This window comes from Rhodococcus sp. HNM0563 (genome assembly GCF_012726195.1).
Classification (GTDB): Bacteria; Actinomycetota; Actinomycetes; order Mycobacteriales; family Mycobacteriaceae; genus Rhodococcus.
Map to the genome: position 1 here is coordinate 349,639 of NZ_JAASAF010000003.1, position 17,732 is coordinate 367,370.

18 protein-coding genes and 1 tRNA gene are annotated in these 17,732 nt (G+C 65.3%); 6 read left to right on the forward strand and 13 right to left on the reverse strand.

What is annotated here, in order from left to right:
- Nucleotides 1-37: 37 nt before the first annotated feature.
- Together HCA61_RS08620 and HCA61_RS08625 are read right to left on the reverse strand one after the other, a co-directional pair.
- Nucleotides 38-1,168, reverse strand: coding sequence for a methyltransferase (locus HCA61_RS08620; RefSeq protein WP_169687739.1), 1,131 nt, complete (start codon nucleotides 1,166-1,168; stop codon nucleotides 38-40).
- Nucleotides 1,159-1,521, reverse strand: a complete 363-nt coding sequence (locus HCA61_RS08625) for a hypothetical protein (RefSeq protein WP_169687740.1) — start codon at nucleotides 1,519-1,521, stop codon at nucleotides 1,159-1,161. The genes HCA61_RS08620 and HCA61_RS08625 overlap by 10 nt, the downstream gene beginning before the upstream one ends.
- 160 nt (nucleotides 1,522-1,681) lie before the next feature.
- On the opposite strand from HCA61_RS08625, the gene HCA61_RS08630 reads away from it, so the two are divergent.
- Together HCA61_RS08630 and HCA61_RS08635 are read left to right on the forward strand one after the other, a co-directional pair.
- Nucleotides 1,682-5,179 (forward strand): serine/threonine-protein kinase, encoded by a 3,498-nt coding sequence (locus HCA61_RS08630; RefSeq protein WP_169687741.1) that lies wholly within the window; start codon nucleotides 1,682-1,684, stop codon nucleotides 5,177-5,179.
- An 18-nt stretch (nucleotides 5,180-5,197) separates the two neighbouring features.
- Entirely contained in the window at nucleotides 5,198-6,208 is a 1,011-nt protein-coding gene (locus HCA61_RS08635) for a magnesium transporter CorA family protein (RefSeq protein WP_169687742.1), read from the forward strand.
- A gap of 30 nt (nucleotides 6,209-6,238) precedes the next feature.
- Here the strand turns inward: HCA61_RS08635 and HCA61_RS08640 are convergent, their stop codons facing one another.
- Nucleotides 6,239-6,400 carry a hypothetical protein gene (locus HCA61_RS08640; protein ID WP_169687743.1) on the reverse strand — a complete coding sequence of 54 codons (162 nt, stop codon included), beginning with the start codon at nucleotides 6,398-6,400 and terminating at the stop codon, nucleotides 6,239-6,241.
- 147 nt (nucleotides 6,401-6,547) lie between these two features.
- On the opposite strand from HCA61_RS08640, the gene HCA61_RS08645 reads away from it, so the two are divergent.
- Complete coding sequence (locus HCA61_RS08645) at nucleotides 6,548-6,748, forward strand: CsbD family protein (RefSeq protein WP_169687744.1); 201 nt, start codon at nucleotides 6,548-6,550, stop codon at nucleotides 6,746-6,748.
- A gap of 76 nt (nucleotides 6,749-6,824) precedes the next feature.
- Here HCA61_RS08645 and HCA61_RS08650 read toward each other — a convergent pair whose 3' ends face one another.
- The gene (locus HCA61_RS08650) at nucleotides 6,825-7,019 is read right to left on the reverse strand and encodes a hypothetical protein (RefSeq protein ID WP_169687745.1); all 195 of its coding nucleotides are present in this window, start codon (nucleotides 7,017-7,019) and stop codon (nucleotides 6,825-6,827) included.
- A 49-nt stretch (nucleotides 7,020-7,068) separates the two neighbouring features.
- On the reverse strand, nucleotides 7,069-8,529 hold the full coding sequence (locus HCA61_RS08655; RefSeq protein ID WP_169687746.1) for a SulP family inorganic anion transporter: 1,461 nt from the start codon (nucleotides 8,527-8,529) through the stop codon (nucleotides 7,069-7,071).
- Nucleotides 8,530-8,745: 216 nt separating this feature from the next.
- On the opposite strand from HCA61_RS08655, the gene HCA61_RS08660 reads away from it, so the two are divergent.
- Nucleotides 8,746-8,892 carry a hypothetical protein gene (locus HCA61_RS08660; protein ID WP_169687747.1) on the forward strand — a complete coding sequence of 49 codons (147 nt, stop codon included), beginning with the start codon at nucleotides 8,746-8,748 and terminating at the stop codon, nucleotides 8,890-8,892.
- Between the two features lie 5 nt (nucleotides 8,893-8,897).
- Here the strand turns inward: HCA61_RS08660 and HCA61_RS08665 are convergent, their stop codons facing one another.
- Nucleotides 8,898-10,598 (reverse strand): hypothetical protein, encoded by a 1,701-nt coding sequence (locus HCA61_RS08665; RefSeq protein WP_240959043.1) that lies wholly within the window; start codon nucleotides 10,596-10,598, stop codon nucleotides 8,898-8,900.
- 368 nt (nucleotides 10,599-10,966) lie between these two features.
- On the opposite strand from HCA61_RS08665, the gene HCA61_RS08670 reads away from it, so the two are divergent.
- Nucleotides 10,967-11,770, forward strand: a complete 804-nt coding sequence (locus HCA61_RS08670) for a replication protein (protein WP_346777519.1) — start codon at nucleotides 10,967-10,969, stop codon at nucleotides 11,768-11,770.
- 5 nt (nucleotides 11,771-11,775) lie between these two features.
- On the opposite strand, the gene HCA61_RS08675 is transcribed toward HCA61_RS08670, so the two are convergent.
- Together HCA61_RS08675 and HCA61_RS08680 are read right to left on the reverse strand one after the other, a co-directional pair.
- Complete coding sequence (locus HCA61_RS08675) at nucleotides 11,776-12,249, reverse strand: hypothetical protein (protein WP_169687748.1); 474 nt, start codon at nucleotides 12,247-12,249, stop codon at nucleotides 11,776-11,778.
- 96 nt (nucleotides 12,250-12,345) lie between these two features.
- Nucleotides 12,346-13,596: an MFS transporter gene (locus HCA61_RS08680; protein ID WP_169687749.1), complete on the reverse strand. Its 1,251-nt coding sequence runs from the start codon at nucleotides 13,594-13,596 to the stop codon at nucleotides 12,346-12,348.
- Between the two features lie 213 nt (nucleotides 13,597-13,809).
- On the opposite strand from HCA61_RS08680, the gene HCA61_RS08685 reads away from it, so the two are divergent.
- Nucleotides 13,810-13,962 (forward strand): hypothetical protein, encoded by a 153-nt coding sequence (locus HCA61_RS08685; RefSeq protein WP_169687750.1) that lies wholly within the window; start codon nucleotides 13,810-13,812, stop codon nucleotides 13,960-13,962.
- A gap of 111 nt (nucleotides 13,963-14,073) precedes the next feature.
- Here the strand turns inward: HCA61_RS08685 and HCA61_RS08690 are convergent.
- The 5 genes from HCA61_RS08690 to HCA61_RS08710 form a co-directional block, all read right to left on the reverse strand.
- Nucleotides 14,074-14,147: transfer RNA gene (locus tag HCA61_RS08690), tRNA-Leu, on the reverse strand.
- Nucleotides 14,148-14,245: 98 nt separating this feature from the next.
- Nucleotides 14,246-15,436: a lipase family protein gene (locus HCA61_RS08695; protein ID WP_169687751.1), complete on the reverse strand. Its 1,191-nt coding sequence runs from the start codon at nucleotides 15,434-15,436 to the stop codon at nucleotides 14,246-14,248.
- A 112-nt stretch (nucleotides 15,437-15,548) separates the two neighbouring features.
- The gene (locus HCA61_RS08700; RefSeq protein ID WP_169687752.1) at nucleotides 15,549-16,502 is read right to left on the reverse strand and encodes a Ppx/GppA phosphatase family protein; all 954 of its coding nucleotides are present in this window, start codon (nucleotides 16,500-16,502) and stop codon (nucleotides 15,549-15,551) included.
- Entirely contained in the window at nucleotides 16,499-17,026 is a 528-nt protein-coding gene (locus HCA61_RS08705; protein WP_169687753.1) for a DUF501 domain-containing protein, read from the reverse strand. Before HCA61_RS08705 ends, HCA61_RS08700 begins: the two co-directional genes overlap by 4 nt.
- Nucleotides 17,023-17,724 carry a septum formation initiator family protein gene (locus HCA61_RS08710; protein ID WP_169687754.1) on the reverse strand — a complete coding sequence of 234 codons (702 nt, stop codon included), beginning with the start codon at nucleotides 17,722-17,724 and terminating at the stop codon, nucleotides 17,023-17,025. The genes HCA61_RS08705 and HCA61_RS08710 overlap by 4 nt, the downstream gene beginning before the upstream one ends.
- Nucleotides 17,725-17,732 lie beyond the last annotated feature (8 nt).

Genomic DNA, 17,732 nt, shown 5'->3' on the forward strand with positions numbered 1-17,732 from the left:
TCTGATGCCGCAGAGCGACCCCCGGACAAACCGGACTCTACCGGGTGCGGACCGATCGGGTCACGGTGAACTTGCGGTTACGACCCGCAACGGTCGTGCGGCCGACCAGTCCTTGCAGGTGGCGGTGGTAGCCGAGGTTGGAGTTGTGCACGGTCCACAGTTCACCGCCGTCACGCAGGATGCGCGCAGCCGATTCGAACATCTTCTCCGCGATACCGGTGTGCACCGCAGCACCGATGTGGAATGGCGGGTTGCACACCACGACGTCGACGGACGCATCGGGTAGCGAGGATGCGACGTCGTCGCGGAGAGTCTCGATGCGGTCGGCCAGACCGTTGGCGGCGGCGGTCGCAGCGGCGGAGGCCACCGCCGAGGCGGACTGATCGGTCGCGATGATTCGCGCCGACGGCCGAATCCTGGCCAGCTCCGCGGCGAGGATTCCGGTGCCACATCCGAGGTCAACCGCCACACCGATGTTCCGCGGGGTCTGACGAAGGAAGTCGAGGAGGTAGCGGGTCCCGATGTCGAGGCGCGGCCCTGCGAAGACCGCACCGTGCGCGACGACGGTCAGATCGAGGTCGGTCAGCGTCTCGGTGACCGGATAGGTCGGCGTCCCGGGAATCGGCGTCCGGGCTCTGAGGACCCTCGACTTCTGCCGCCCCCGCGATGCCTGGACCTCGCCGAACGACCGGCCGAGGACGTCGTTCATGGCAATGGTGATGTGTTTGTCCCGTCCACCCGCGAACACAGCGACCTCGGGTGTTGCATACCGGGCGACGGCTTCCGCGATCTCGGTGAGAGCACTGAGCGATCGGGGCAGCTGCAGAAGTACCACCTGCGCGCCGGTCAGGAGCTCCTCGCTCAGTTCGCCGGAGGTGAAGCGGTCCAGCATGCCTTCACGGTCGGCGTTCGCGGCCAATGCGCGTTCGGCGACGATCGAATCCTGGTGAACGCGCAATCCGAACGCATCGTGTCGGGCAGCGGTACCGAGGGTGAGCGCACCGAAGTGGTCGTCGATCACGACGACGGATCCGTCGTCCGCGGCCACGAGCGCGGCGTCCGCCTCGTCGAGAATCAGACGGTCCGCCGCGTCGACAGCAAGCAGATTGGGCGCTTCCACATCAGGGAAGCGCCGCAACCTGTCGAACAACTCGCTGTTTATGAGCACTGCCCCTTACCGGCGTCCTCGATGGCCTTGAGAGTATCGGCCTGTTCTTCCTCACTCAGGTTCTCCCATTCCGGGAGCTGCTGCTGAGCTTCAGCGACCGCGGACGCTGCCGCAGCGCGATCCTGACCCCATTCCTCGAGCTCGTCGAGGTACGGGAGCATGGCCGCGCAGTTGTCCTCGTAGCTGTCGCCGAGGTTCACCGCGGGGCTGCTCGGAGTGCCGGACTCGGCCGATGGAGAGGTGGTCGTCGTGGTGGTGTCCTCGGTCGAGTCGGATGCCTCGTCCGAGGATCCGCACGCCGCCGCCAGCAGGACCACGCCCGCACCGAGCAGCGCCGCGAGAGTCTTCTTCATGTGTGTGTCCACTTCTCGTCGCAGTGTCGTTTTCGTCCGGGTCGTCGGTTTCGTCGACGCGTCCCGGCGGCACAAAGGTAATCGAGTCCCGTGAAGCGATAAGCGCCGGGCGTACACCCAGCGGGACTATCCTGGAGAAACCCCTGAACGAGGCACCCTGATGACCGAGAACGACCCGCTTGCCACCCGAGCCGCGCCGGTCCTGACCGCGAACGAGGCCGACACCGTTCGGGCATTGGCGGCTGCCGGATTCACCGATCCGGAAGAGATCGGTCGCGGCGGTTTCGGTGTGGTCTACCGATGCCGACAGGAATCGCTCGACCGTACAGTGGCGGTGAAAATTCTCAGCACCACCCTCGATCCCGACAACATGGACCGGTTTCTGCGGGAGCAACGCGTAATGGGCCGGTTGTCGGGCCATCCGCACATCGTCACCGTGCTCCAAGCAGGCACCGGCGGCACCGGGCTGCCGTATCTCGTGATGCACTACCATCCGCACGACTCCCTCGAGGCACGGATTCGCAGACACGGTCCGCTGGAGTGGCCAGAAGCGGTGCGCTTGGGAATCAAGGTCGCGGGAGCGCTCGAAACCGCGCACCGGAACGACGTACTGCACCGCGACGTGAAGCCGGGCAACATCCTGATCACCGAATACGGCGAGCCTCAACTCACCGATTTCGGCATCGCACGGGTCGGCGGGGGTTTTCGCACCTCCTCCGGAGCAATCACCGGATCGCCCGCGTTCACAGCTCCCGAGATTCTGCGCGGTGACAATCCCGCAGCCGCGGCGGATGTATACGGGCTTGCGGCGACCCTGTTCTGCGCGATCACCGGCCACGCCGCTTACGAGCGCCGCGAAGGCGAGAAGGTCGTTGCGCAATTCCTTCGGATCACGTCGGAGCCCATCCCGGATCTCCGGGGCGGCGGACTCCCCGACGCGCTCTGCGAGGTACTCGAACGCGGAATGTCGACCGACCCCGCAGGACGTCCACAGACCGCCATGGATTTCGGGGAGGAGCTTCAGCAACTCGAACGCAACTTCGGGCTGCCCGTCGACGACATGGCATTACCCGAGGACGCTCCCGGGCCCTCTCTGCCTGCAGCGCTGCCGTCGACCTCCTCGACAAGCGACTCGGGACGCCTCCCGTCGACGTCGTTCACATCACCGTCGACCTCACCTGCGACTCGCTTCCGTCCTCCGGCCGCCAACAGGCCACTGATCGACCGCACCCGGTTGATCGATCTGCTGCGAGCGGGCCGGCGGCGCAGGCTCACCGCGATCCACGCGCCCACCGGCTTCGGTAAGTCGACCCTCGCCGCCCAATGGCGCGACGTTCTCGTCGGAGAGGGAATCCCGGTCGCGTGGCTCACCGTCGACAGCGACGACAACAACGTCCTGTGGTTCCTGACCCACCTGATCGAGGCGATCAGACAAGTGCGTCCACATCTGAGCCGTCAGCTCGCGCAGATCCTCGAATCCCACGGCGACGATGCCGAGCGATACGTGCTGAGCACATTGATCGACGATCTGCACAGCAACAAGGTGCAGACCACCTTGATGATCGACGACTGGCATCGGATCACCTCGCCGGAGACGATCGCCGCGCTGGACTTCCTCCTCGAGCGCGGGTGCCACCATCTGCAGATCGTGGTCACCAGTCGCACTCAGGCCGGACTGCCGTTGAGCCGCATGCGGATGCGCGACGAACTCGTCGAACTCGATTCGAGTGTCCTGCGATTCGACACAGACGAATCCGATTCCTTCCTGCGCGAAGTGAGCGGGCTGCATCTCGACCGCGAAGATGTCCAGGATCTCAACCGCTCCACCGAGGGGTGGGCCGCGGCGCTACAGCTCGCGTCGTTGTCGTTGCGCGACAGCGACGATCCGACAGGGATGATCGAGAACATCACCGGACGCCACCATGCAATCGGCGAATTCCTCGCCGACAACGTTCTTTCCACACTCGAGCCAAAGGTCTACGAGTTCTTGTTGTCGACGTCGATCACCGAATCCATCAGCGGTAGCCTTGCTTCGACCCTCACCGGGAATCCACGGGCGCAGGCGATGCTCGAGGAGATCGAGCAGCGAGACCTGTTCCTGCGACACGTCGACGACGAACGCGTCTGGTTCCGCTACCACCACATGTTCCTCGACTTTCTCCGCCGTCGCCTCGAACACGACAGGCCCGAGCGGATTCCCGAATTGCATCACCTTGCCGCGCAGTGGTTCGCGCGTCACCACATGCTGCGCGAGTCGGTCGATCATGCACTGGCCTCCGACGACACCCGGTTCGCGCTGGACCTCGTGGCCACCGACGGCATGAATCTGATGGAACACGGTCGCATGACGACGTTGCTCACGCTCATCGAAAAGCTCCCGCACCGCGCGGTGTCGGACGATCCACGCCTTCAACTCTCGTGTTCGTGGGCGAACGGCGCTCTGCAACGAAGCGACAAGGCCAGGACCGCACTCGATGCCGCTCGCGACGCACTCGAACGGAGCGCACTTCCCGCAGCGGAGACCGAATCGCTTCGTATCGAGATGGACGTGGCCGAAGCAGCAATCCTCATGAACGCCGATCAAGCTGCCGACATCGACCGGCTCATCGCACCGTGCCTGGAATCCGCCGACACGCTGCGTCCGTGGGTGGTGGCCGCCGCCGCCGTATTCGCCAGCTACACCGCCCTCTTCCGCTTCGACTTCGAGGCCGCCCAACGGTGGCAGGAATGGGCCGAACCGTATCACCAGAGCACCAAGGGGCCGTTCGCCGGAATCTATGGGGAATGCCTGTCCGGGATCGCTGCCAGCGAACTGCTCGATGTGGCGGTCGCCGAGAAGCGCTTTCGTTCGGCGCTGCGCACCGCACGCCACAGCGGCGGCGTGCATTCCCATGGCGGCCGGCTCGCGGCTGCGATGCTCGGAGAGCTGCTCTACGAGCAGGGTCGGCTCGCAGAGGCCGAAGCACTTCTCGACGAAAGCGCCCAGCTCGGGATCGAAGGCGGCATTGCGGATTTCATGATTGCGCGGTTCGCCACCGCCGCACGATTGAAGATGCTGCGCGGTGATCGAGACGCGGCCGTCGCACTGCTGGACGAAGGCCTGCGGGCAGCCGCCACCCTCCATCTCCGGCGGCTACGCGCGCGCGTCGACAACGAACGCGTCAGGCTGGGCCTGTCCACGGCGCCGCGCGAAGCTCAGGAGATGCCGGCGACGGACCGTCCCGACACGGACGGCGTAGCCGAAGTGACCGCGCAGATCGAGGACGCCACCGCCATCCGCCTGTTGTACAACAGTGCAGATCCGGATTCGGTTGCCCACGCGGTCGACTGGGCGCAGCTGTGGTACCGGCGCACCGACATCAACGGACGACGGCGTGCACACCTGCAGGCGGGCCGCCTGCTCGCGGCGTGTCTGCATGCAGCCGGACGGATCGAGGAGGCCGAGGAGATCCTCGCACCGGCCGTCGAGGTCTGCGGCGACCGCGGCATGCTCCGGTATCTCGTCGACGGTGGCACTCACGTCGTCGCCGTACTCACCTCGCTCCGCGACAGATTGCGCGAGGACCGCTGGCCGAAGGAATGGCCTGTCGTCGACGCAGCGTTCCTCGACGAGATGCTGCGACTCACCGAAACCGGAGAGACCAGCGCCGAGCTCTGAGTGCGGCACACTTCGAGCATGACCAATCTCCCCGGAGACGTGCGCACACGGTTGTGGCGCGACGGTGTGCTCGTCGCGGACGGATTCCCGCTCGACGACATCGCCGAGCATCTCTCGGACGAGCGCGCGTTGGTATGGGTGGACCTGCACGACCCTGGACACGCCCAGATGAGTGCACTCGCCGCCGAGCTGGAGTTCGACCCCCATGCCGTCGAGGACGCGGTGGCGCGAAGCGAGCGCACGAAGGCAACCCGCTATCCCACCCACACCTTCGTCACGGTGTACGCGACCCACCTCGATCGACAACCCGGTCCCGGCACGGTCGAATCCCGCCTGCACACCACCCGGGTGTCGGCGTTCATACTGCCGCGCGGGATCGTCACGGTGCGGCGCGGCGGGCCGTTCGACATCGACGAGGTCACGACACGATGGGACGATCACGCCGACCTCATGCAGTTCGGAACCGGCGCGCTCCTGCACGGACTGCTCGACGTCATCGTGGACGGTCAATTCGAGACCATCCAAGCCCTCGACGACGCAATCGAGGACATCGAGGACGGACTCTTCGGCGACACACCGATGACTCGCGAGACCCAGCACCGCATCTACCGCCTGCGCAAGGAACTGGTCCAGCTCAGGCGTGTCGTACTTCCGATGCGCGAGGTCGTGACCGCGGTGATGCGTCACCGCGCCGAGACCGGCAACCCTGCAGAACTCGACGGTTGGTACACCGACCTCTACGACCACGTGATCCGGGCGACGGAATGGACCGAATCGCTGCGCGACATGGTGACCACGTTGTTCGAAACGAACCTGTCGCTGCAGGATGCGCGCTTGAACACGGTCATGAAGAAGCTCACCGGGTGGGCCGCCATCATCGCGGTACCCACGGCAGTCACGGGCTGGTACGGCATGAACGTGCCCTACCCGGGCTTCGATCAGCCGTGGGGTGTGCTCGTCAGCGCCTGCGTCATCGCAGGGTCGGCGGGACTGCTGTATCTGCTGTTCAAGCGGCGCGACTGGCTCTGATCACTGCACCTTCGGATCCGAGCGACGCACTCAGATGAGTACGAGGATCAAGACGATGATCAGTACTACGACGATGACTGCTGCGATCACCGACGCCACGGACGCACGACGCTTGCCCGCGCCGCTGCGCACCAGTTCGGGGTCGGCGTCCGGCGCATCACCGATGGGGTCTTCGTCGTTCGATCGAGACATGACACCTCCCGGGTCCTCGTGTGATCAACGACCGCGTATCCAGGAAGTCTTGCACGCGAAGTTCCCGGAGGTGTGGACGTTTGCCTCCCGATCCCGCGGGTATCTCTTCATGGCACGAAGATCCATCGGCAAGCATGAGGAGGATCGATGGCAGACTTCATCGACAAGGCCAAGCACAAGGTGGAAGAAGCCACCGGCAAGGTCAAGGAACAGACCGGCAAGGCCACAGACGACCGCGATCTCGAAGCCGAAGGCAAGGGCGACCGCGCCTCGAGCGGCATGAAGCAGGCCGGCGACAAGGTCTCCGACGCTGTAGAGGACGTGAAGGACGCGTTCAAGAACAAGTAGGTGCCGGCACAGCACACAGATCCGAAAGAGGGCCGGTGTACGGAAGTTTCCGTACACCGGCCCTCTCTACGGAGTGCTACTCCGAGGTCCCTTCGGTGCTGTCGAAGAAGTGCCATGTGCCGTCGTTCTCGTGTTGCGCTTCCATGCGCCAGCCGAGCTCGGTGTTGTCGGCGCGAGTATCGACGAACCACGCGTGAGCGTCGTCGGCGCTCTCGATGTCCTTGGTGTCCACTACATCCCCGTTGGGGTCGATCACTCTGTACGTTGCCATGGGGATGGGCTTCCCGGGAGGAACGGCAGCCAAACGTCGCCGCCCCCGATCAGCTGTCGCCGAGGTTTCCGGACAGCATCTCGACCCGGCGCAGACTGGCGCCGTCCAAGCCTACGATTGTCGCGGACTTCCCCTTCTCGGAGTACTTGTGAAGCACCGAGTCGAATGTCGCTACGGTCGACGCATCCCACACCTCGGCGTCGGTGAGGTCGATGACGACACGCTCGGGGTCATCGACGTAATCGAATTGGTACACCAGATCATTGCTCGATGCCCAGAACAACTCGCCCGACACCTTGTAGGTGCGCACGCCGTCCACGTCGAGGGCGCGGACGCGCGTCATGTGCGCGACCCGCCGCGCGAACGCGACCATGGCTGTGAGTACACCCGCGACCACACCGACCGCAAGATTGTCGGTGGCCAGCGTTCCGATCACCGTCACGAGCATGACGAGTGTTTCGCTGACCGGCATGAGTTTCAGGGTCCGGGGGGCGATGCTGTGCCAGTCGAACGTGGTCACCGCGATCACGATCATCACCGCGACCAATGCGGCCATCGGGATCGCTCCGACCACATCTCCCACGGTGACGCACAGGAGAAGAAGGAACATCCCCGCGCAGAACGTCGAGATCCGGGTCCTGGCGCGACCTTCCTTGACGTTGATCATGGTCTGACCGATCATCGCGCACCCACCCATGCCGCCGAACAGCGCGGCAACTCCGTTCGCGACGCCCTGGCCCCAAGCCTCGCGGGTCTTGTCCGAGTGACTGTCGGTGATGTCGTCGACGAGCTTCGCTGTCATCAACGACTCCATCAATCCCACCAGTGCCAGGCCCACCGCATACGGGGCGATGATCCGGAGGGTTTCGAGTGTGAGCGGTACGTCCGGGATCATCCAGGTCGGGAAGCCTCCGGGCAGCTCACCCTGGTCGGCGACATCCGGGACATCCACGCCGAACAACACGACGACACCGGTCAGCACGATGATCGCGATCAACGCGGCGGGCACCGCAGTGGTGAGCTTCGGGATGAACACCACCATCGCGATGCCGAACGCGACCAGCGGGTAGACGAGCCACGGCACGTCGAACAGGTGCCCCAGCTGGGCGCTGAAGATAAGGATGGCCAACGCGTTGACGAATCCGATCATCACCGAACGTGGAATGAAGCGCATCAGGCGTGCGACGCCGGCCAGCGCCAGTACGATCTGCAACGCTCCTGCCAGCCAGACCCCGGCAATCAAGTAGTCGAGCCCGTGCGACGCCACCAGCGGCGCGATGACCAGAGCTGTCGCGCCGGCTGCGGCCGACACCATCGCAGGCCGCCCACCCACGAACGCGATGGTGATGGCCATGACACAGGACGTGTACAACGCGACTTTCGGATCGACTCCCGCGATGACCGCGAACGAGACGACCTCGGGAATCAGGGCCAGGGAGGTGACCAGACCCGCGAGGATCTCGGTTGTCAACTTCCGAGGCGATCGGAGGGTCGAAAGAACGGTATTCACCGCTGAAGTCTAGGCACGCCCGTCGTGGCGGCGCGCCTCGCAGCGGCGCCGGGTGTAGTGTTGGACCATCGACCGGTTCGACACCTCCGGACATCTTCCCCGATACGAACCTCGATGATCATCCCCGAGCTGCACGTTCCTGGTTTCGCGTACCCCGCGCCCGCGTGTTCCTCGCAACACCTGAAGTGTTCGAAAGCAGTACCCGAAAGGACTCACATGAGCCAGCACACCGAAGACAACAACCCGCTGTTCCTGCAGCCGGTGGACCCGAACAACACCGAACCGGCGGTTGTGGAGGCCGAGCACCAGACATCGACCGAGCCGTTCGACTACACGTCGATCTTCTCCTCGCGCGGAGCCTGAACCACCTATCTCGTCGCGAAGTCGGCAAGTGCCTCCGAAACCGGTTCGGGGCGCCCGTCGTTCCGTACCCCGGCTGCGGTGAGCACGTCGATGTGGTTGTAGCCCGGCACCACGACCGGCACGTCGTCCGGATGCCCTGATTCCGGAAGCGCGATACCTCCGCTGCCCTGAAGCGTGAGAATCGGGTGCCGCGCGACCCCGTCCCTGTGGATGTGGTGTGTCGCGAACGACGGAGCCGACGACAGCGCAAGATCCGATGGCAGCCGAGTCGGGAAGTACCACTCCGTGAAGTCCAACGGGGGTTCCGACAGATTACGCGCCAGTTCGGCAATCGAGGTGACCTCGCTCGCCGGGTTCGTGTAGCGCGCCTCGTTCGGAAGCGAATCTGCGGTCGCGACCTCGTCGTAGTCGAGCCACCTGTAGAGCACATCCGCGCCGTACACTGCGGGCGACGCTTTCGGTGCGTCGCCGAACATTCCCGTCGACAACACCTCGGTTGTGCTCGGCACCGGAAACAGCTTGTCCTGCACGGGGGCTCCCGTGATGAAACCGACACTGGCCTGCAAGAACCCGAACGGCTGCGAATTGTCGTCGAGGATCGCTCCGAGAACCGCCTCGTTGGTGGCATTCAGTGAGCGCACCTCCGGTTCCCCGGTCGCGAACATCGCGGCGTCCTTCGCGAGCAGAGCCCGCAATGTCCAGTCTACGTTCGGGTTGTCCGGCAACCGCTCGACGAGATCGTTGACACCCTCCGGATCGAGACGTACTGCGAGACCCGCCAGAGCAAGCAGGTTCGTCGTCTCCGGGTTGATCACCGCCGGAAGCGCCAGTACCGGCATGGCCCCGGTGACCGCTCCCGTCGCAGCGTCGAGCGGAGCTTTCACGATGTCGGGGATCTGCGGGAACGATCCGCCCACCGGTGCGGGAGATTTCGCCGCGATCACAGTGTCGAGCGCGAAATATCCCGAGCACTGGCTGAATCCGGCGTCGTCGAGGGTCTGCGGGTTCCCGTCGAAATCCCATTCGGCGAAGAAGCCCGTTATGAACCCTCCCAACGAGTGCCCGCCGCACAGCACCTTGTCGTTACGGACCTGCGGGTCGGGAAGTTCGTGTCGAAGGAGGTCGTACTGGTCGCGGAGAGTCTGTTCGAGGCCGACATGGGCGAGCCATGCGACATCGGCGCCCGAGGCGTAGCCCGCAAAGCGCGACCCGTCGCTCTCCGCGCCGTGGAAGTAGTAGTCGGTGGCGGTGTCGAAGCTGCCGGTCGCGAGCGCGGCCTGAACTCCGGTGTGGTCTTCGAGGCAGTTCGATCGCCTGTCCAGCGCCCAGAATTCGACGTGCGCACCTCGTCGAGCGGCCGCAACGACGGTGTTGCGCGCAACACTTCCGAATGCCCCTGCGCCCTCGAAGATTCCCGGCTGGGCCACGAAGATGCGGTCGGCGTGTGCCGAGTCTGCCGGGCCGTCGACCGATCTCCAGCGAAGGTAGGACAGGCGGTCGCACCGTTCCGGTCGCGGGCCGACGTACTCCGGTAGGGGCGCGGGGATCGTGACCACCGAGCCGATCACCTCGCCGGCGAGCGGTGCGGTGGAAGCGTAGGTCGTCTCGGTTCTGCCGTCCTGAGCGGAGGCGTGTGGAGCGCCGCCGACGCCGACAGCGAAGGCCGTTGCTGTCGCGAGAACCATCCGGATTGCGCTGCTGCCCATCGCCGCCCCCATCACCAGTGATGCGCACACAATAAGGCACGATCGGACTTCGGCAGGGAGAACGCCGGGGGCGGCTACACAAACATGGTCCGCAGACAGAAACAACGGTTCAGGCAGGCCGATTCTGTCCGCAGGCGTTGTGGTTGTAGGGATTTTGGTGGTCCCGAACGGTCGTCGCGAACTCGTCCCAGCCGCCGTACTCGTTGTTCACAGCATCGAGCACAGGCTGGATCTTGCTGGCGCTCTGCAACGTAACGTAGACATCGCGTACGACGCTGTGCCAAGATCATCGCCACAAAAGAAAAGGTGCCCGCCGCGAGCTTGGACCCTCGCGACGGGCGTCGTCCGACTTACCAAAGGAGTCGAACGTGGCACAGCATACCCATGCCCCATTACAGGGCGGAATCAGACGCGGCCCGCGCTTGGCCGACAATTTCACCGTCCTCTCCAACACCGTCATCAACGACGGTCAGCTGAGTTTTCGCGCCAGGGGCCTGCTCATCATGTTGCTCAGCAAACCTGCCGATTGGCATATCCGCTCCGAGTCGATCGCGCGCCACTCCCCCAAGGAAGGCCGAGACGCCATCCGCACCGCGATGCGCGAACTCGCCGAGGTCGGATATCTGGTGGTGGAGAAGTTCCAGGACGAGCGTGGCCGGTGGATCACGATCCAGACGATCTACGAGGAACCGCGCGAGGAAACCCCTGTTCCGCCGGGGCCTGGGAAACCGCCCGCCGGACTCTCCGACATCGGAAAGCCCGTCCCTCTTACAAGTACTCGAAAAACAAGGACTGAAACGAACAACGAGGTAGTGGCGTCGTCGACTCGCACTGAAACAGACGACCGCGTCCTCAACGCCCTCGAAGCCGCCACGACCTCCGCAGGCCTGATGGCCTCGTTCGCCAGGATCAAGCCGCCGCAGCGATGCGAAATCCTCGCGCTGGCGGCACTACACGGCGTCGACGCTCTCGCATCGGCCGCGAAAACTGCGCATCGACCGGCGAATCCGACGATGCACGTGCACGGGTGGCTGCGCCTCTGGCGCGCACTGCCCGCGCCCCGGATGCCGATGGCACCCAAGTGCGGGCAGTGCGACGAGTACGGCTGGCTCGACGACGACGAACACGGACGTGCCGTCCGGTGTGGTTGTCGCGCGCCGGTTGCCGCCTAGCTCTGTCACCACACGTCGACGACGCCACCGCACGATGTGGTCGGGATGCTCCACAGCGGAATGCTGTTGACAGCGCTCACCGTGAACTCGACGGGTCCGGGACCCGAGTTCAGATCGAACGTCACCACGTCACCGCCCGGGTACGCGACGGTCGCGGTGTCGGTGAGGGTGCCGCGCTCGTCGGTGGCGATGTTGTGCCAGTCGAACTTCACGTCGGTCTGATATCCACCGGCGAAGAACCACAGGCTCGACACGTCGGGCATCTGGAGCTGGATGCTGCCCGATTCGGTTTGGTAACCGAACAGGCGGGCCGGGGCGTAGGGCTGATCGAGGATGTACGGGCTCACGCCCCAGCACCGATCCATCGGCACCTCGACCGTGTCGGCCGCGGCCGTCCCGGTTCCTACTGCGAGTCCCGTGAGCATGCCTGCGGCGACAAATGTGGCGGCGCCGACGCGGCGGAGGGCTCGTAAAGACATACATGCACCTTTCTCGTGGACGGATTGTCCACCCAGTGCACCATGATCAGGTCGACGCCGTTCGCGTGATCGTGTTTCTCATCGATACCGGTGTGATCAGCGGAGTGGTTCGAGTACGTCCCGTGCAGGCGGCTGTGGAGTTGCCGCATTCGCGGGTGCGAATCGAACAACGGTGAACAACACGCCGCACGCGAGCAGTGCCATTCCCGCGCCGAAGGCCACCCAGGCGGAGGCCGAGTAACCGCCCGCGTTCGCAACCTCACCAGCGACCCAGTTCCCGATCGAGGTGCCCAGGGTGATTCCGGCACTGAGCAGGGTCATGATGAATCCGAGACGTCGCGCAGGGGTGTGATCGCCTGCGACCTTGAAGATCGTCACGAGGATCGGGCCGATCGGTGCGCCGACGAACAGCAGGACGACTGCCATCTGCCACGGAACGCTCGGCAACCACATCAATGCCACAGCAGGAATCAGCACGACCGCACATGCAGTCCACCTCACCGACGCGCTCAGACGTCCACTCCACCGTGACACACTCAATGCGGCTGCGCCCGAGGTCAAGCCGAGTGCGGCATAGATCAGGCCCCCACTTCCCGGGTGGCCGGTCTCATCGGCGAAGACCGCGGTGGTGGTGGCCAGCGAGCCGAAAATGGTTCCGATGCCGAGCATCCCGAGGAAGAGGACCGCTACCGGAGCCCATGACACTTTCGCGAAGAAGAACTCCCCCTCGCCCAAAGGGTCGACGCCGTCGGCAGGTGCTGCGAACTGTGCGCTGGGATGCAGCGCGAACCATGGCACCACGATCACCGTGAGCGCGATGAGGACGTACAGCGGCGCCGCAGCACCGAAAAGCGCAGCAACGATGCCCACGGCCGCCGGGCCGAGAACGAATCCGAGTTCGTCCATCGTGCCCTCGTATCCTTGGGCTTCCCCGACGGCGTGCTCCGAGCCGCGGCTCGACAGCCCACGAATCCACCGCACTCGGGTCATCGGGCCACACTGCGGCACCACGATTCCTGCGACGAATGCCGCCGCGAGCAGGCCCGGCGACAACGCCGGGGCGTCGCCGCCCGCGTCGCCCGCAACAAGGACGGCCAGCACCGCAAGCACGTAGACCGCGGTGGAGACGAGGAGCGCCCACCGCTGACCCCAGCGGTCGGATGCGATTCCGGACAGCGGGGCGCCGACAGCGACCCCTACTCCCGTGACCGCGGCCGCGATGCCTGCGGAAGCGAAGTCGGATGACGATGCGACGACGTAGGTCAACACACCCATGACGAGCATGGACAGCGGCAGACGAGCCAACGCCGATACCGGAAAGTAGGCCGATCCGACGAGATCGTGCATGGTGCGAAAATGAGAGGGTTTGGAGTTGTGGGCCATCAGTACCTTTTCAGGAACTTTCTGCGTGCAGAAAGACACGCACGGCGTCCCTGCCTCCCGCCGTGCCTGACCCAGAATCAACCCGACGAGTCTACAGCAGGATTTTGCGGGGTGAACCCGAGGGTGAATTACCTACTTCCCGGTAACATACGACCGAGTTGGTCCGTTGTTCAAATTGTGAACTGGATTTTGTGGGCGCTACTCGCCTGGCTCGTCGTCTCCGTGGCGGTCGCGTTGATCGCGGGGCGAGTCATCCGTGCCCGCGATCAACGAGAGACTCCACCGGCGATCGAGGACGACGGCGACGACGAGATACACCGGGCCGGCTGAGCCGAGGACCGATCGATCACGAGCGGTGGCACCATGTGTGCTCGGTGCGACCGCCGGACCGTTACTCGGACTCAGTGGGCGCACTCCGACCGGAGGTCAGCAGTGTGACGGTGCCCCCAGTCGGACTCGAACCGACACTGTGCGGATTTTAAGTCCGCTGCCTCTGCCAATTGGGCTATGGGGGCCGACTGGATCACCCTAGCGGGTGGCAGACGTCCGCTCGGCGCGAGGCCGTGGATTCACGGCCTCGCGCCGAGCAGACATGTGTCGGTAGCGAATGCGGTCAGCAGCTGGTCGGCGTCGGCTCCCCGCGGAACCGTGCGTCGATGTATTCGTAGGCGTCCGGGAATCCGGCGACTGCGGTCGTCATGTGTTCGGCGATCTCGTACGGCACGAAGGTCAGCGGTGCGCCCTCCGCGCAGTAGCGCCGGGCCACCTCCTCGACCGAGTCGAAGGGTGTGAGGCCATCCATCGTTCCCTGCCACACGTACAGGGGCGCGGTGGGCACACCCTCGAAATAACGCAGGCTGTTCTCCCGCAAGATCTCCCGCACCTCGGGGCTGGCCAGCAGGCTCGTGCTCGTCGCCACCTCACCCGCGCTGCGGAAGGCACCGTGGAAGAGAAGGAAACGTCGGCATTCGTTGCCCGTCCAGTCGCGCAACCACATGCCGGTGTCGTTGAGCTGCTCCGAAATGGGCAGGCGTTCCGGATATTCGCGTTCGAGGCCGATCGCAGCGGCGAAGGCCAGACCGAATCCCGGGTGCGGGTTGAGGCCGAGGCCGTCGGCCATCTGTTCGAGATCGGCGGGTATCCCGCCCGCCACCACCGCGGTCAGGTCCAGTTCCGGCGCGTAGGTGGGGGCCAGTGCCGCGGCCCACGCGCTCGCCATTCCGCCTCCCGAATATCCGGCCAGCGCGACCGGACTTTCGTCGAGACCCAGCTCGGCGACACGTTGCACCGCGCGCACGCTGTCCAGCGTGATCATCCCGCCCAGTTTCGCCGCGCCGTACGCTCCGGTGGGGCCGAGATGATCGGGGACGGATACCGCCCAGCCACGTTCGAGACCCAACATCATTCCGGGCGATTCCTGCAGCTCCATGTTGAACAGCGAGCGCGAGGGAGCACACTTGGTTCCCAGCGAGTTGATGATCGCCTGGTACGACACCAACGGCGGGTTCTCGACACCGCGGGGCAACAGCACCGTGGTCACCGCGAGGATCGGGTTGTCCAACGAGTTGGTCGACCGGAACGCGACCTGCCAGCCGTCCGAGTTCGGATACATCCAGGTATCGATACGGCGTGTGCGGACGACATCACCGGGTTGCTTCTCGGCGAGGTCGGCGGGTGCGGAATAGAACGGATCCGGATCGGGATCCGGGTACATCGGATCGGCAGCCGCGACGAGCGGCATACCCATTCCCACAAGAACGGCCCCGAGGACCGTTGCCACCACCGTGCCGAGCCTTTGTCGCATGAGTACCCTTCCCGGTTTTCCGCATCACCAGCGGCCAACCGCTCTATACTCACGACCCGGTCGTTCGTTACCGGTGGATTACGGAATTTTGGGAAGGCAATGGGATTTCGGTCTACTGCACGAGGGAGAGGGCAATTCCGTCGAGGATGTCGTGCTCGCTCACAACAAGTTCGGTGATTCCGGCACGTCGACCGAGTTCCTCGGCGAGCACAGTGGTCACGATCGAACCACCACCGATGACGTCGACACGACCTTCATGCATGGGTCCGAGTGCCGCACGTTCGGCGCGGGTCGCGGCGACGAGTCCGTCGCACACTTCCTTCAACCGGTCGAACGGGACCGACGACAGGTGAATCTTCGCCGGGTCGTACACGTCGAGGTCGTGGGCCAGCGCGGCCAATGTGGTCATCGTTCCCGCGACACCCACCCAGGTGCGTGCTTCCGCGACGGGAACGCGTTCGAGCGCTTCGGCGATCTTCTCCCCCGCGACCACGCGCGCAGCCGCGACCTGGTCGGCGGTGGGTGGGTCGTCGTGCAGGCACCGCTCGGTCAGACGCACACACCCGATGTCGGTGGAATAGGCGGCATGCACACCGTTTTCGTCGCCCAGCACCACTTCGGTCGAGCCGCCGCCGAGGTCGACGACGACGAACGGCCCACGCGCAGGGTCTAGTTCGCCCACAGCACCGGTGAACGACAGTCGGGCCTCTTCGTCGCCGGTGATCACCTCGGCTTCGGCACCGGGGATCACGGCCCCGAGCACGTCGCGGGTCATCGCGAAGAAGTCCTCGCGGTTCTGTGCATCGCGGGTCGCCGACGTCGCGACCATCCGCACGGCCGTTGCGCCGGTTTCGCGGATGAGATCCGCGTACTCGACGAGTGCGACGCGGGTACGTTCGATTGCTTCGGGGGCGAGGCGGCCGGTGGCGTCGACGCCCTGCCCGAGTCGCACGACCTTCATGAGTCGGGTGACGTCAGTGAGGCTTCCGTCGTCGGCGATGTCGGCGATCAGCAGGCGGATCGAGTTGGTACCGCAGTCGATGCCTGCGACACGAACAGCGCTCACTGGGATTCTCCGCGCAGTTCGGCGTAGGTGGGCCAGTCGGCGGGGATCGCGGTGCCGCGCAGGCCTGCGTCGGCAGCGAGCGCGACCGATTCGTCACCGAGCGGGTTGAGGCCCGGCCCCTTGGCAAGCGAATGAGCGATGAGCACGTGCAGGCATTTGACGCGGTCGGGCATACCGCCGCCGGTGAAGTCGGTGCCGAGGGATTCGATGGCGTTGCGCTCGTCGAGGTAGGACTGGTGTGCGCGTCGGTACGCGGCGGCAAGATCGGTGTCGGTGCTGAGCCGCTCCGTCATCTCCCGCATCACGCCTGCCGATTCCTGTCGACTCGCCTCGGCGGTGAGCCGGGGGTCGGTCAGGTAGTAGAGCGTGGGGAACGGTGTGCCGTCGGGCAGCTTCGGTGCGGTCTTGACCACGCCGGGAGTTCCGTCGGGACTGCGGTAGGCGATGGCGAGGACGCCGCGGGGTTCGCGCCCGAGCTGGGCGGCGACGGCGTCGAGGTCTTCCTGCGGAACGGGAGCGGTCACCCGGGGATATCTCCTGGTTCTGGGGGTGCCACGGGCATGTGCTGCGGCACCGGGTCGGTCTCGGGTTCGGGTGGCGGTTCGACCACCGAAAGCCACAGGTCGCTGTACCACGCGCCGGTGGACGGTGTTTCCGGTTCCTTCTCCTCGTCGACGAGGGCCACGTCGCCGGGCAGCTGCACCTGGTATGGGATGTCGCCCGGCATCACGAAGCCGAGACGGTTGCGTGCTTCCGCCCTGATCCAGGCGGGGTCTTCGATGTGGGCCTTCTGGGCTTCGAGGGCCGCGATCTCGCCTTCGAGCTGCTCGCGTTCCTGCGCGATCTGCTCCGCCTCCGACCGTTGGCTGACGTAGGTGCGCAGCGGCACCGCAAGTGTCAGTGCGAGTCCGCACACGACGAGGGCGAGGATCACCGCCCGCCCGGTGGACAATCCGAGGATGGTGCGTTCGGTGCGGGGACGACGACCGTAGCGCGGAGCTCCGACGCGGGTGGGCCGGGCACGGCCCGTACTGCCCCGCCCGCGACGGGACGAATGAACAGGATCCTCTCGACCTGCGGGTCGTGCGCCCGCGGTTTCGGGACCGAGGTCGGCCGGTGCGGTAGATCCCGACGGGCGGGTCCGACTGGGACGGCGGGTCGCGGCCGCACCGTCGGTGCGGCTGCGGCGGGCGCCGGGCCGGGATCTACCGCGCTGGCTCATACCTGGCT